The 14,071-nt window shown below is 64.5% G+C and carries 14 protein-coding genes; 10 read left to right on the top strand and 4 right to left on the bottom strand.

Annotation, left to right across the window (positions count from 1 at the left end; genetic code table 11):
- On the top strand, positions 1 to 1,336 hold a 1,336-nt coding region (locus tag F3J19_RS26715), incomplete at its 5' end, for an ammonium transporter (protein ID WP_167048450.1).
- Between the two features lie 72 nt (positions 1,337 to 1,408).
- Here F3J19_RS26715 and F3J19_RS26710 read toward each other — a convergent pair.
- The gene (locus tag F3J19_RS26710) at positions 1,409 to 1,714 is read right to left on the bottom strand and encodes a hypothetical protein (protein ID WP_167048448.1); all 306 of its coding nucleotides are present in this window, start codon (positions 1,712 to 1,714) and stop codon (positions 1,409 to 1,411) included.
- A gap of 169 nt (positions 1,715 to 1,883) precedes the next feature.
- Here F3J19_RS26710 and gshA point away from each other — a divergent pair, with 169 nt between their 5' ends.
- From gshA to ptsP, 5 genes are all read left to right on the top strand, one after another.
- Positions 1,884 to 3,173 carry a glutamate--cysteine ligase gene (gshA, locus tag F3J19_RS26705; protein WP_167048446.1) on the top strand — a complete coding sequence of 430 codons (1,290 nt, stop codon included), beginning with the start codon at positions 1,884 to 1,886 and terminating at the stop codon, positions 3,171 to 3,173.
- Positions 3,174 to 3,276: 103 nt separating this feature from the next.
- Positions 3,277 to 4,233: a glutathione synthase gene (gene gshB / locus F3J19_RS26700; protein ID WP_167048444.1), complete on the top strand. Its 957-nt coding sequence runs from the start codon at positions 3,277 to 3,279 to the stop codon at positions 4,231 to 4,233.
- A gap of 372 nt (positions 4,234 to 4,605) precedes the next feature.
- Positions 4,606 to 5,133 (top strand): PTS mannose transporter subunit IIA, encoded by a 528-nt coding sequence (locus F3J19_RS26695; RefSeq protein ID WP_167048442.1) that lies wholly within the window; start codon positions 4,606 to 4,608, stop codon positions 5,131 to 5,133.
- Between the two features lie 121 nt (positions 5,134 to 5,254).
- Positions 5,255 to 5,524: an HPr family phosphocarrier protein gene (locus F3J19_RS26690; protein ID WP_167048441.1), complete on the top strand. Its 270-nt coding sequence runs from the start codon at positions 5,255 to 5,257 to the stop codon at positions 5,522 to 5,524.
- A 356-nt stretch (positions 5,525 to 5,880) separates the two neighbouring features.
- Positions 5,881 to 7,623 (top strand): phosphoenolpyruvate--protein phosphotransferase, encoded by a 1,743-nt coding sequence (gene ptsP, locus F3J19_RS26685; RefSeq protein ID WP_167048439.1) that lies wholly within the window; start codon positions 5,881 to 5,883, stop codon positions 7,621 to 7,623.
- Positions 7,624 to 7,753: 130 nt separating this feature from the next.
- Here ptsP and moeB read toward each other — a convergent pair whose 3' ends face one another.
- The 3 genes from moeB to gpmA form a co-directional block, all read right to left on the bottom strand.
- Positions 7,754 to 8,512: a molybdopterin-synthase adenylyltransferase MoeB gene (moeB, locus tag F3J19_RS26680; protein WP_167048437.1), complete on the bottom strand. Its 759-nt coding sequence runs from the start codon at positions 8,510 to 8,512 to the stop codon at positions 7,754 to 7,756.
- A 241-nt stretch (positions 8,513 to 8,753) separates the two neighbouring features.
- Complete coding sequence (locus F3J19_RS26675) at positions 8,754 to 10,361, bottom strand: S41 family peptidase (RefSeq protein WP_167048435.1); 1,608 nt, start codon at positions 10,359 to 10,361, stop codon at positions 8,754 to 8,756.
- A gap of 401 nt (positions 10,362 to 10,762) precedes the next feature.
- Positions 10,763 to 11,509, bottom strand: a complete 747-nt coding sequence (gene gpmA, locus F3J19_RS26670; protein ID WP_167048433.1) for a 2,3-diphosphoglycerate-dependent phosphoglycerate mutase — start codon at positions 11,507 to 11,509, stop codon at positions 10,763 to 10,765.
- A 137-nt stretch (positions 11,510 to 11,646) separates the two neighbouring features.
- Here gpmA and F3J19_RS26665 point away from each other — a divergent pair, with 137 nt between their 5' ends.
- From F3J19_RS26665 to F3J19_RS26650, 4 genes are all read left to right on the top strand, one after another.
- Complete coding sequence (locus F3J19_RS26665; RefSeq protein WP_167048467.1) at positions 11,647 to 12,072, top strand: rhodanese-like domain-containing protein; 426 nt, start codon at positions 11,647 to 11,649, stop codon at positions 12,070 to 12,072.
- Positions 12,069 to 12,329 (top strand): glutaredoxin 3, encoded by a 261-nt coding sequence (gene grxC, locus F3J19_RS26660; protein WP_167048431.1) that lies wholly within the window; start codon positions 12,069 to 12,071, stop codon positions 12,327 to 12,329. Before F3J19_RS26665 ends, grxC begins: the two co-directional genes overlap by 4 nt.
- A gap of 178 nt (positions 12,330 to 12,507) precedes the next feature.
- Positions 12,508 to 12,984 (top strand): protein-export chaperone SecB, encoded by a 477-nt coding sequence (gene secB, locus F3J19_RS26655; RefSeq protein WP_167048429.1) that lies wholly within the window; start codon positions 12,508 to 12,510, stop codon positions 12,982 to 12,984.
- Positions 12,985 to 13,006: 22 nt separating this feature from the next.
- On the top strand, positions 13,007 to 14,005 hold the full coding sequence (locus tag F3J19_RS26650; RefSeq protein WP_167048427.1) for an NAD(P)H-dependent glycerol-3-phosphate dehydrogenase: 999 nt from the start codon (positions 13,007 to 13,009) through the stop codon (positions 14,003 to 14,005).
- Positions 14,006 to 14,071: the final 66 nt, after the last annotated feature.

Genomic DNA, 14,071 nt, shown 5'->3' with positions numbered 1-14,071 from the left:
TGCGGCCGCGGCGTCGGCACCCGCCGCCCCGGCCGCAAGCGCACCGGCGTCCGCCGACACCTCGGCAGCCGCAGCCGCGCCGGCTGCGCCGACCGCGCCGTTCTCGGTCGATTCGTCGAAGATCAATTCCGGCGACACCGCCTGGATGCTGACCTCGACCGCGCTCGTGCTGTTCATGACGATCCCCGGTCTCGCGCTGTTCTACGGCGGCATGGTCCGCAAGAAGAACGTGCTTGCGACGCTGATGCAAAGCTTCGCGATTACCTGTCTCGTGACGATCATCTGGACCGTGGTGGGCTACAGCCTCGCGTTCACGCCGGGCGGCTCGTTCATCGGCGGCTTCTCGCGCGTGTTCATGGCGGGCATGACCTATATCAAGGGCGACAAGGCCACGACGCTGACCGTGAGCCACCTCGCGCCGACGATTCCCGAGACGGTCTACTTCGTCTATCAGATGACCTTCGCGATCATCACGCCGGCGCTGATTACCGGCGCGTTCGCCGACCGCATGAAGTTCTCGGCGATGCTCGTGTTCATGTCGTTGTGGTCGATCATCGTCTACGCGCCGATCGCGCACATGGTGTGGGAGCCGACCGGCTGGCTCGCCAGCGCGGGCATCCTCGACTTCGCGGGGGGCACGGTGGTGCACATCAATGCCGGTATCGCGGGCCTCGTTTGCTGTCTGGTGCTCGGCAAGCGCGTCGGCTACGGCCGCGAAGCGATGGCGCCGCACAACCTCACGCTCACGCTGATCGGTGCCGCGATGCTGTGGGTCGGCTGGTTCGGCTTCAACGCGGGTTCGGCTGTCGCGGCGGACGGCCGTGCCGGCTTCGCGATGTTCGCGACGCAAGTGGCGACGGCGGCGGCCGCGCTCGCGTGGATGTTCGCCGAATGGGCGGCCAAGGGTAAGCCGTCGGTGCTCGGCATCGTGTCGGGCGCGGTCGCGGGTCTGGTCGCGATTACGCCGGCTTCGGGCTTCGTCGGCACGCTCGGCGCGCTCGTGATCGGCATCGTTGCCGGCGTGGTCTGCTTCTGGTCGGCGACGTGGCTCAAGCACAAGCTCGGTTACGACGATTCGCTCGACGCGTTCGGCGTGCACGGCATCGGCGGTATCGTCGGTGCGCTGCTGACCGGCGTATTCGCGGTCAAGGACATCGGCGGCGCGGACGGCAGCGTGATCCTGCAAGCGAAGGGCGTACTGACGACGCTGATCTACAGCGGCGTGGTGAGCTTCATCCTGCTGAAGGTGATCGACATGGTGATGGGCATCCGCGTGACCGAAGAGCAGGAGCGCGAGGGCCTCGACGTGAGCCTGCACGGCGAACACGTCGAATAACGCCGCTGCTCGCAGTGCCTTCGCGCGAGCCCGCGCTTGCGGGCTCGCCGGAGCATGGAGCGCGGTGACGGATCAGGCATCCAGCACGGCGATTTTGCCCGCTTTCATGGCGGGCTTTTTTTTGCCGGATTTCCGGCGGAATGGTTGAGGGTCTTGCGCGAATGGGCGCGTCGAAGGAACCGTCTCGAAGACGACGGAAATAGCTCCGGCGGAAAACAGCAGGGAAGCCGCCTGACAACGTCCGCAAAATGGCTGGCGGATCGGTGGGAGATAATGACGAGCCGGCCGGCTATCGCTGAAAAAGCCAGATGAAACAGCCGGATGAAAAAGCCGCTTGAAAAAATCCCGATGAAAAAACGCGGTGAAAAACTGCGGCAAAAAACACTGCGGCAAATCCGCGGATAGGCGCGTCTGGAAACGGCCATTTACCGGGCCTATTATCGTGATAGGGAGAATACATTCGAGTTTGCTTGCGAATGGAGAAACCGTCCCCAAATAGACAAAGTATTTGCTCTACAATCTTTTTTCTCCAGTTTGCGAGTGATCAATGGTTCCGCACCTAGTTACGGCGTTAAACGGCCCGCTGCTCGACCTCGAGCGGAAGATCCTCGACGCCACGCCCGCTATCGAACGCTGGTTCCGGCTCGAATGGCAGGAGCACACGCCGCCGTTCTACTGTTCCGTCGATCTGCGTAACGCGGGCTTCAAGCTCGCGCCGGTCGACACCAATCTGTTCCCCGGCGCATTCAACAATCTGCCACAGGAAGTGCTGCCGCTCGCGGTGCAGGCCGCAATGGCCTCGATCGAAAAGATCTGCCCGGACGCGAAGAACCTGCTCGTGATTCCCGAGCGCCACACGCGCAACGCGTTTTACCTCGAAAACGTCGCCCGGCTCGCGTCGATCATGCGCCAGGCCGGGTTGAACGTGCGCTTCGGCACGCTCGACGAAACCATCAACGGCCCGGTCACGATCGCCTTGTCGGACGGGCAGAAGCTCGTGCTCGAACCGCTCGAGCGTTCGCCGCGGCGCCTCGGCCTGAAGAACTTCGACCCGTGCTCGATCCTGCTCAACAACGACCTGTCGGGCGGCATTCCGCCCGTGCTCGAAAATCTGCACGAGCAGTATCTGCTGCCGCCGCTGCATGCGGGCTGGGCGGTGCGCCGCAAGTCGACGCATTTCTCCTGCTACGACGACGTCGCGAAGAAGTTCGCGAAGATGGTCGAGATCGATCCGTGGATGATCAACCCGTACTTCGCGCGCGTCGAAGGCGTCGATTTCCAGGAGCGCACCGGCGAGGAAGCGCTGGCCGATGCGATCGACGGCGTGCTCAAGAAGGTCGCCCGCAAGTACCGCGAGTACGGCATCTCCGAGAAGCCGTACGTCGTCATCAAGTCCGATGCGGGCACTTACGGCATGGGCGTGATGACCGTGCACGACGCCTCGGAAGTGGCCGCGCTCACGAAGCGCGAACGCGTGCGCATGGCAGCCACCAAAGACGGCCTCGAAGTGCATGACGTGATCGTGCAGGAAGGTGTGTACACGTTCGAGCGCATCGGCGAGGAAGTGGCCGAGCCGGTCGTCTACATGATCGACCGCTACGTGGTGGGCGGCTTCTATCGCGTGCACGGCAGCCGCGAGCGCGATCAGAACCTGAACGCGCCCGGCATGCACTTCGTGCCGCTCGGCTTCGAGCATACGGCGCTGCCCGACGCGCACGCGAAGCCCGGCGCGGCGCCGCCGAACCGCTTCTACATGTACGGCGTGGTCGCGCGGCTCGGGCTGCTCGCCGCATCGGTCGAACTCGAAAAGACCGATCCGGAAGCGATCCAGGTCTGAGCCACCTCGCGCGGCGGGATGGCGGCATGCGTGCCGCCATTGCCGTCTTCAAAGACTATATTGACGAACACTGTCACGCCACTCAGGGCGCACCGGGACTTTCATGGACATTCTTTTCATCGCCGATCCGCTGGGCCAGTTCAAGATCTACAAGGACACGACCTACGCAATGATGGCCGAGGCGGCGCGCCGTGGTCACACGGTGTACGCCTGCGAGCCGAAGCATCTGGCGTGGACGGGCGGTGACGTCGAGGCGAACGTGGAGCGTATTGCGATCGTCGGCGACACCGCCGATCTGCATCGCGACGTCTGGTTCGCCGCCGACCCCGCCGCGCCGCGCGCGCTGAAAAGCTTCGCCGCGGTCGTGATGCGCAAGGACCCGCCGTTCGACATGGAGTACGTGACGTCGACGTGGCTGCTCGAAATCGCCGAGCGTAACGGTGCGCGCATCTTCAACAAGCCGCAGGCGATCCGCGATCATTCGGAAAAGCTCGCGATCGGCGAATTCGCGCAGTTCGTCGCGCCCACGCTCGTCACGCGCGACGCCGCGCGTCTGCGCGCGTTCCACGAGCAGCACGGCGACGTGATCCTGAAGCCGCTCGACGGCATGGGCGGCATGGGCGTGTTCCGCGTGAAGGCGGACGGCATGAACCTCGGCTCGATCATCGAAATGCTGAGCCACGACGGCGCGCGCTCGGTGATGGCGCAAAAGTTCATCCCCGAGATCAAGGACGGCGACAAGCGCATCCTGCTGATCGGCGGCGCAGCGGTGCCATATTCGCTCGCGCGCATTCCTCAGGGCAATGAGGTGCGCGGCAATCTCGCGGCGGGCGGCCTCGGCGTCGCGCGGCCGTTGACCGAACACGATCGCACGATTGCCGATACGCTCGCACCCGTGCTGGCGGCGCGCGGTTTGCTGCTGGTCGGGCTCGACGCGATCGGCGACTGGCTCACCGAAGTCAACGTCACGAGCCCGACGTGTTTCCGCGAGATCATGGACCAGACCGGCTTTGACGTGGCCGGGATGTTCGTCGACGCGCTGGAGCGCGCGGCGGGCTGATGCCACGGCCTTGAATGCCGGGCCGGGCCCCCAACCTGTGTAGCGAATCCGCGTCAGGTCCGGCATTGGGCGTTGCGTCGGGCGCGCCTCGCGCTTTGGCGCGAAAATGAGCCTGTTACAATGCCCGCTCGCCCGCGCAAGGCATTCGGTAGCCACCGGCAAGATCGCCGGCCGTAACCGGTGCCGCCCGCGCGGATTGCGGACAACCAACGGGCAGGGTTCCCGCAGGCGCCCACCTCATGCGAGGCGCCGCGAACCGCTCGCCTGACGAGGCGTTCCCGCCCTTGCGACCCACGGCCGGTCAAGGGCGCTGACGAACCGGGCTGTGTCCCGGTCCATGGTTCGGGGCCGTTTTTTTGCAGTAAGGCTGACATGGCAGGCATTCTGATCATTGCGCACGCTCCCTTCGCCACCGCGTTGCGCGATTGCATTTCCCACATCTACGGCGGTTTGCCGGCGCGCATCGGCGTGATCGACGTGTCGCCCGATTGCGATCCCGCGCAAGTGGTGGCGTTTGCGAATGCGGAAATCGCGCGTCTGAAGGAAGAGAACGGCGCGCTCGTGCTCACCGACATGTTCGGCGCGACACCGGCCAATATCGCGGGCCGGCTTGCCACGGTGCCGGACGTGCGCGTATTGTGCGGCGTCAATCTGCCGATGCTCGTGCGCTCGGTCTGCTATCGCGCGATGCCGCTCGACACGCTCGTCGACAAGGCGCTCGCCGGCGCGACCAAGGGCATTCAGGCGATCGGGCCCGCTATGCCGGAAGCCTCCACGGCACCGGCCGCGCCGTGCGATTGCCCGCAGGCCTTGCCGGCGACCGTCGCGCCCGGCGACTGCATTCCCGCGTTGCCCGCCGACGCCGATCTGGCGCAGAAGGCGGGTTCGGCCGGCTTGTAGAGCTTGTAGACATAGGCGAAGCGTCGGCGGCGGGGCGTGTCGCCGGCGGCTTCAAACGCATTGCAACGGGTTTGCCGTTTCAACTTTTACCATCCCATTTACGCGCGCTTCGGACCATCACATGCTGCAACAGGAAACGACTATCGTGAACAAGCTGGGGCTGCACGCGCGTGCGTCGGCCAAGTTGACGCAACTCGCGGGTAACTATCAGGCGGAAATCTGGATGAGCCGCAACGGCCGCCGCATCAACGCGAAGAGCATCATGGGCGTGATGATGCTGGCAGCGGGTATCGGCAGCACGGTGCTGATCGAAACCGAAGGCTCCGACGAGCAGGAGGCGATGGACGCGCTGCTGAAACTGATCGCCGATAAATTCGGCGAGGGCCAATAATCCGGCGTATTCAGCGATCGGCTGATACGACAGCGCCGCGGCTCGTCCGCGGCGTTTTTTTTGCCGCCGGTATTTCAACGGGTAACAACGGCGGGAGGCGTATCGGCGGCACGTGTACGGTTAATCACGCGACAAGGGTGCGTAAGGCGAGACGGGTTTGCGGCGCGCGAGGCGTCGTCCACGATGTGCAGCCATACGGGCACACCCATCCTGCGCCGCCCGCGATGCCGACAATTCGTGCTGCGCCGCACACACCTTCGACATACTTCGCCAGAGCGCGGAATTTATAATGCCCAGTACAGTCTGAGAGCATTGCAGCGGTTTGCCGCGGCATCACACAACTAGAGGAGGTGCGCGTGTCGTTCACGCTGCATGGAATTCCCGTGTCACGCGGTATCGCCATCGGGCGGGCCTATCTGATCGCCCCGGCTGCACTCGACGTAGACCACTATCTGATCGAACCTGCCCAGATCGAAGGGGAGGTCGAGCGCTTTCGCGCGGCCCAGCAACGCGTTCATGAGGAACTGGATACGCTGCGTGCCGATCTCGCCGCCGACGCGCCCAGCGAAATGGGCGCCTTCATCAACGTTCACACGATGATCCTGAACGACGCCATGCTCGTTCAGGAAACCATCGACCTGATCCGTACGCGCCGCTACAACGTGGAGTGGGCGCTGACCGAACAACTCGAGCGCCTGTCGCGCCATTTCGACGATATCGAAGACGAGTACCTGCGCGAGCGCAAGGCCGACATCGAGCAGGTGGTCGAGCGCGTGCTCAAGGCGCTCGCGGGTGCGTCCGGTCTCGATGGCGTGCACGGTGCATGCGACGAGATGATCGTGGTCGCGCACGACATCGCGCCGGCCGACATGATGCAGTTCAAGACGCAGACGTTCCAGGGCTTCGTCACCGATCTCGGCGGGCGCACCTCGCATACCGCGATCGTCGCGCGCAGCCTCGGCATTCCGGCCGCGGTCGGCGTGCAGCATGCGAGCGCGCTGATTCGCCAGGACGACCTGATCATCGTCGACGGCGATCATGGCATCGTGATCGTCGATCCCGCACCGATCGTGCTCGAAGAGTATTCGTACCGTCAAAGCGAAAAGGAACTGGAGCAGCGCAAGCTGCAGCGTCTCAAGTTTTCGCCGACGCAAACGTTATGCGGCACGCGCATCGAACTGTGCGCGAACATCGAGCTGCCTGAAGATGCGCGCGCGGCCGTCGAATCCGGCGCGACCGGCGTGGGGCTGTTCCGCACCGAGTTCCTGTTCATGAATCACAAGGACCGGATGCCCGAAGAAGAGGAGCAGTTCTGCGCGTATCGCCGTGCGGTCGAGTTGATGAATGGCCTGCCGGTCACGATCCGCACGATCGACGTCGGTGCCGACAAGCCGCTCGATTCGATGGGCGGCGGCGATGGCTACGAAACCGCGGCGAATCCGGCGCTCGGGCTTCGCGCGATTCGCTGGAGCCTGTCCGAGCCGCAGATGTTTCTCACGCAGTTGCGCGCGATCCTGCGCGCGTCGGCGTTCGGCAAGGTGAAGATTCTGATTCCGATGCTCGCGCATGCGCAGGAAATCGACCAGACGCTCGATCTGATCCGCGAAGCCAAGCGTCAGCTCGACGACGCGGGCATCGGCTACGATCCGAACGTGCAGGTCGGCGCGATGATCGAGATTCCAGCTGCCGCGATTGCGTTGCCGCTGTTTCTGAAGCGACTCGATTTCCTGTCGATCGGCACCAACGATCTGATCCAGTACACGCTCGCGATCGATCGCGCGGACAACGCCGTCGCGCATCTGTACGACCCGCTGCATCCTGCGGTGCTGCATCTGATCGCGTTCACGCTGCGCGAGGCGAAGCGCGCGGGCGTGCCGGTCTCGGTGTGCGGCGAGATGGCTGGCGATCCGGCGTTGACGCGGCTGTTGCTCGGCATGGGACTCACCGAGTTTTCGATGCATCCGAGCCAGTTGCTCGAGGTCAAGCAGGAAGTGCTGCGCTCGCATCTGAAGACGTTGGAGAAGCCGGTGGCCGACGTGCTGGCATCGTTCGAGCCGGAAGAGGTGCAGGCGGCGCTCAAGCGGGTCGCGCTGGCTTGAGTTCGTGAGGTTTCGTCGACGCCTCTTTCAATAAAAAAACGCAGCCTGAGTGCTGCGTCTTTTTATTCGGCGCCCGTTAGCGCGAGCGGGTATCGAGGTATCCGTGCAGAGGTATCGGTGCAGCGATGCATCAAGCCCCATGAGCTTGCCCGCACACCGGGCAATCGGGCTGACGGCCGATGCGCATCGTGTTCCATTCCATCCGCAGCGAATCGAGCATCGTCAGGCGGCCGACGAGCGGCGTGCCGATCGCGCCGATCACCTTGAGCGCTTCGGCGGCCTGCATCGAACCGATGATGCCGACCGTTGGCGCGAACACGCCCATCGTCGAACACGCGACTTCTTCGAACGGCTGGTCTTCGGGAAAGATGCACGCGTAGCAGGGCGATGCTTCGTCGCGGAAATCGAACGTGCTGATCTGGCCGTCGAAACGCAGCGCCGCGCCCGACACGAGCGGCACGCGATGCTTGACGCACGCGCGGTTGATGGCGTGACGCGTCGCGAAGTTGTCGGTGCAATCGAGCACGACGCTCGCGTGCGGTACCTCGCGAGCGAGCCATGCATCGTCGACGCGCTCGGCCACTGCATTGACTACGACCTCGGGGTTGATCTGCGCGAGCATGTCGCGCCCGGACTCCACCTTCTTGCGCCCCACCGATGCGCTGACGTGCAGGATCTGCCGCTGCAGATTCGTGAGGTCGACCGTGTCGGCATCGACGAGCGTGAGGCGGCCGACACCCGCGGCCGCGAGATAGAGCGCCGCCGGCGAACCGAGACCGCCCGCGCCGACGACGATCGCGTGGGCGTCGATAAAACGCTGCTGCGCTTCGATGCCGATTTCGTCGACGAGAATATGGCGGGAATAGCGAAGGAGTTGATCGTCATTCATGGCGGGAGCGCGTGAGTGTGTCGCTGTGTCGCGCGAGGAAAGGCGGACTGGTGGTCCGCGGCGCGCATTCGTGGCTGTTATTTTAATCGCGCGGGGGAGAGCGGTTTGCCGTGGCTCAGCTTGCCGTAACCCAAGGGCTGGCACATCGCCGGTTGAGCGACGCCTTTTGCGAAGGCTTCGCGGTGTGGCTTCACAGTGTGTCTTCGCAGCACGAGGCGCTGCGAAGACACATGCGGACGGCTTACTTGCCTTGCGTGGCCGGCGCCGATGCAGGCGCGGGAGCCGAGGCAGGAGCCTGAACCGGAGCCGGTCCCGAGGCACCCGGCACCGGCTGGGTCGGCTTCACCGCGACCGGCGCCGAAGCCGACGTAGCCGGCTTGTTCTGCGCGAGACGGCGCTCCATCAGCGACTTCGATTCCTGAACCGGCTTGCCTTCGAGCTTGTTGAGCCCCTGTTGCAGCATGAAGTCGTCAGCCGAGCCGAATTCGACCGGCTTGCGGTCGCGATCCTTCTGGCGCTGTTCCGGCGTCTTCTTGTCGTTCTGCTCTTCGAGCAGACGCAGCTGTTCCATGCGCTCCTGCTCGCGCTGCTCCGCTTCCTTCTTCTCGTTCGGGTCCTGCGTGTTCGCAAGGTGATTCGAGTAGTCGACTTCGCGGGTCACGAGCGCGTCGTCCGGATCGCCGTCTGCGTACTGGTCGACCGGAATGTCGGGGCGAATGCCCTTGTTCTGGATCGAGCGGCCGCTCGGCGTGTAGTAGTACGCGGTGGTCAGGCGCAGCGCGGTGTCGGCCGTCATGGGCCGCACGGTTTGCACCGAACCCTTGCCGAACGTGGTCTTGCCGACGATCAGCGCGCGGTGCTGATCCTGCAGCGCACCCGCGACGATTTCCGAGGCCGACGCCGAGTAGGCGTTGGTCAGCACGATCATCGGCACGGTCTTGAAGATGGCCGGCACGTCCTTGAGCGGATCGCTGTCGAACGATTGCAGACGGTAGTTATCGTAGGTGTCGCGATAGATCTGCTTCGAATCCGGAATCTGGCCGTTGGTGGACACCACCACCGAGTTCGGCGGCAGGAACGCGCCGGCCACGCCGACCGCGCTTTGCAGCAGACCGCCGCCGTTATTGCGCAGATCGAGAACGAGGCCCTTCAGGTTCGGCTCCTGGCGCGCGAGGTCCTGCAGCTTGGCGGCGAGGTCGGGCGTGGTGCGTTCCTGGAAGCTCGTGATGCGCACGTAGGCGAAGCCCGGCGCAACGATCTTGCCCTTCACCGACTGCACCTTGATGATCGCGCGCGTGACCGTGAGCGGGAACGTGCGGTCGTCGGTCTTGCGGAAGATCGTGAGCGTGACCTTGGTGCCCGGATCGCCGCGCATCTGCTTGACCGCCTGATCGAGCGTCATGCCGCGCACGGGCTTGTCGTTGATGCGCGTGATCAGGTCGCCCGGACGGATGCCGGCGCGGAACGCGGGCGTGTCTTCGATGGGCGAAATCACCTTGATCAGGCCGTCTTCCGACGAAATTTCGATGCCGAGGCCCGCGAAGCGGCCCTTGGTCTGTTCCTGCAGCTCTTCGTAATCGGTCTTGTCGAGGTACGACGAGTGCGGGTCGAGGCTCGACACCATGCCCTTGATCGCGGCGGTGAGGAGCTTCTTGTCGTCGACCGGTTCGACGTATTCGTGCTTGATCTGCCCGAACACTTCAGCGAAGAGCCTGAGCTGGTCTAACGGCAGCGGGGCAACCACGGCGCTGGCGGGTTGCTCGGCCGAGGCGGAGAACTGCAGGGTGGCAAAGACACCGGTAGCAAGGCCCGCGGCAATCAGGCCGATATTTTTCAGGTTCTTTCGCATAGAGTCTGTTGCGGGTCGGAAGCGCGTGGCAGCGTCGATAAAGATTGGACGGACAAGTATAACTGCACACCCGCCTGCTCAGGGCGTGGCGCAGATAATCGTGCTTCGACAGTACAGGACGGCCCGGGTTCGTGAGATCCGGAGCGCGCAGGGTGAATGCTTCGCCGGTGCATTCGACGGCCGGCTGCCCATACTGCCGCAAGCCACCCTCAAAGACCACCGGCGCGTCCGCCCAGGAAGCCGCTCAACCGGGTGGATAAAGGAAACCGCCTGGCGAAGCCGCCCCGCACGGCCGGCGACTCCGGCTACTACTCACAAAACAGTATTTCCCGGTCGTCCGGGATTGCGCTGTGCGGCCCCGCGCATGGTCCGCCGCGCGGGGCCGCATGCGGTTCGCGCAATCAGCCCGCCTTGCCCTGGCTCGCGACCGCGGCTTGCGCCTTCGCGATCGCGTCTTGGTCGCCGAGATAGTAGTGCTTGATCGGCTTCAGGTTTTCGTCGAGCTCATAGACGAGCGGCACGCCGTTCGGAATGTTCAGGCCGACGATGTCGCCGTCCGAGATGTTGTCGAGATATTTGACGAGCGCGCGGATCGAATTGCCGTGTGCGGCGATCAGGATCTTGCGGCCCGACTTGACGGCCGGCGCGATCGACTCGTTCCACAGCGGCAGCACGCGCGCGACCGTGTCCTTCAGGCACTCGGTGAGCGGCAACTGTTCGCGCGGCACCTTGGCGTAACGCGGATCGGCGTACGGCGCGCGCTCGTCGGTCGGTTCGAGCGCGGGCGGCGGCGTGTCGTAGCTGCGGCGCCACACCAGCACCTGCTCGTCGCCGAACTTCGCGGCGGTTTCGGCCTTGTTCAGACCCGACAGCGCGCCGTAGTGGCGCTCGTTCAGACGCCACGAATGCACGACCGGCAGGTACATCAGGTCCATCTGGTCCTGCACGTGCCACAGCGTGCGGATCGCGCGCTTCAGCACCGAGGTGTACGCGATGTCGAACGTATAGCCCGACTCCTTGAGCAGCACGCCAGCCTGCTGCGCTTCCCGGGTGCCCTGCTCGGTGAGGTCGACGTCGACCCAGCCGGTGAAGCGGTTTTCCTTGTTCCACGTCGATTCGCCGTGGCGGATGAGAACGAGTTTGTACATGAGAATTGCCGGTCGGTAGTAAGGAAGCGGTAAAGCGTCGGGCGGCTCGTCCAGAGGTGTGCCGCCATCGCGTCAGACGGTTATTTTATAATGGCTGGATTGCCCTTTCCGATTTCTCTCTTTCCGGCGGATTTTCCGTGAAGTTCTTCACTGATTACACAAACCTTGTACTGATCGCGATCGTCCTCATTTCCGGTGGGTTGCTGCTGTGGCCGACCATCAGCCGGCGCGGCCGCGGCGGCCTGTCGGCGGCCGAAGCCACCCAGCTGATCAACCGGCGCAACGCGGCGGTCATCGACCTGCGGCCGTCCGCCGATTACGCCCGAGGCCATCTGCCCTCGGCCCGGCATTTCGAACTCGCGGAGCTGCCGGCGAAGGTCGCGCAACTCGCGAAGAACAAGAACAACCCGGTGCTGCTGGTGTGCCAGACCGGCCAGCAGTCGAACAAGGCCGCGCGTCTCGTACAGGAAGCGGGATACGCCGAAGTCCATGTTCTCGAAGGCGGTGTCGACGCCTGGCAGAAAGCCGGCATGCCGGTTGTGAAACAAGGAGCAGTCAAGTGAACAAAGTGATCATGTACAGCACCCAGGTGTGCCCGTATTGCCAGATGGCCGAACGTCTTTTAAAGTCGCGCGGCGTCGAGCACGTCGAGAAAGTACTGATCGACAAGGACCCGGCCCGTCGTGATGAGATGATGACCCGCACCGGTCGTCGCACGGTGCCGCAGGTGTTCATCGGCGAGACGCATGTCGGCGGCTATGATGATCTTTCCGCGCTCGATCGCGCGGGCGGTCTGATGCCGCTGCTCGAAGCTGCCTGAGTCAGCTACCTGAGTCAGCAGCCTGAGTTCGCGGGCTTTCGCGTCGCGCGAGCGGGCGGACGACTCGACAAGCCGGCGCATGCGCGCTCCGCCGGGGCGCGCGATCCGTCGCAACAATCTGGCGACCTATGTCAGCATGGGCCGCCGCCATGCATACCTATCAGGGAATCACTCAATCATGTCCGACGAGAATAACCAGCCGTTCTTCAACATCCAGCGCATCTACCTGAAGGACATGTCGCTCGAGCAGCCGAATTCGCCGGCGATCTTCCTCGAGCAGGAAATGCCGTCGGTCGAAGTCGAAGTCGACGTGAAGGCCGAGCGCCTCGCCGAATCCGTGTTCGAAATCCTCGTGACGGGCACGGTCACGGCCAAGGTCGCGGACAAGGTCGCGTTCCTGATCGAAGCGAAGCAGGCCGGAATTTTTGACATTCGCAACATTCCTGCCGAGCAGATCGATCCGCTCGTCGGCATCGCTTGCCCGACCATCCTGTTCCCGTACCTGCGCTCGAACATCGCCGACGCGATCACGCGTGCCGGCTTCCCGCCGATCCACCTCGCCGAGATCAACTTCCAGGCGCTGTACGAGCAGCGTCTCGCGCAGATGAGCGCGGCTCAGCAGGACGGCGCGGTGCAAAACGGCGTCACGCATTAAGGCGCCGCACGCAGTGCCGGCTATGAAAGTTGCCGTTCTCGGCGCCGGCGCATGGGGTACCGCCCTCGCCGGCCATCTCGCCTTAAGGCACGACACGGTGCTATGGGCGCGCGAGGCCGCGCTCGTTGCCGAGCTTTCCGCTGCGCACGAAAACGCCCGCTATCTGGCGGGCGTTGCCTTGCCGCCGGCGCTTCGCTATGAAGCGGACTTCGGTGCGGCGCTCGATCATGCGCTCGCCGAAGACGCGCTGTGCGTCGTCGCGACGCCGGTCGCCGGCCTGCGCGGTCTCTTCCAGGCGATGCGCAATGCGGGCAAGGTGCCGGCGCATGTCCTGTGGCTGTGCAAGGGTTTCGAAGCCGATTCGCAGTTGATGCCGCATCAGGTGGTCGCGGCCGAGCTGCCGGATCATGCCGGCAACGGCGTGTTGTCGGGGCCGAGCTTCGCGCGCGAAGTCGGCCAGGGCCTGCCGGTCGCGCTGACTGTCGCGAGCGCGTCGGCGGCGTGCCGCGAACGGACGGTTGCGGCGTTCCATCACGGCGCGATGCGCATCTATACCGGCGACGACGTCGTCGGCGTGGAAGTGGGCGGCGCGGTGAAAAACGTGCTGGCGATCGCCACCGGTATCGCCGATGGCCTCGGCCTCGGTCTCAATGCACGCGCCGCGCTGATTACGCGCGGGCTCGCCGAAATGTCGCGTCTCGGCGTGACGCTTGGCGGACGCGCGGAAACGTTCACCGGCTTGACGGGCCTCGGCGATCTGATTCTGACCGCCACCGGCGATCTGTCGCGTAACCGCACGGTCGGCATGCAACTCGCCGCGGGCCGTACGCTCGACGACATCCTCGGCGGCCTTGGTCACGTGGCCGAGGGCGTGCGTTGCGCGCAGGCCGTGCTCGCGATCGCGCGCGCTCATGCGATCGAGATGCCGATCACGCAGGCGGTTTGCGCGGTGCTGTTCGACGGCGTGGCACCGCGCGATGCGGTCAGCGCGCTGCTGCGGCGCGATTCGAAGGCCGAATGAGCGAGGCGGGATAAGCCAGGCCGGTTCCGTCGGCCTGGTTGTCGGCTGCGTCGGCCGTGTCCGCTG

The organism is Burkholderia sp. Ax-1724, assembly GCF_011752995.1.
Classification (GTDB): domain Bacteria; phylum Pseudomonadota; class Gammaproteobacteria; order Burkholderiales; family Burkholderiaceae; genus Paraburkholderia.
This window is presented reverse-complemented; position numbering and strand designations above follow the sequence as displayed.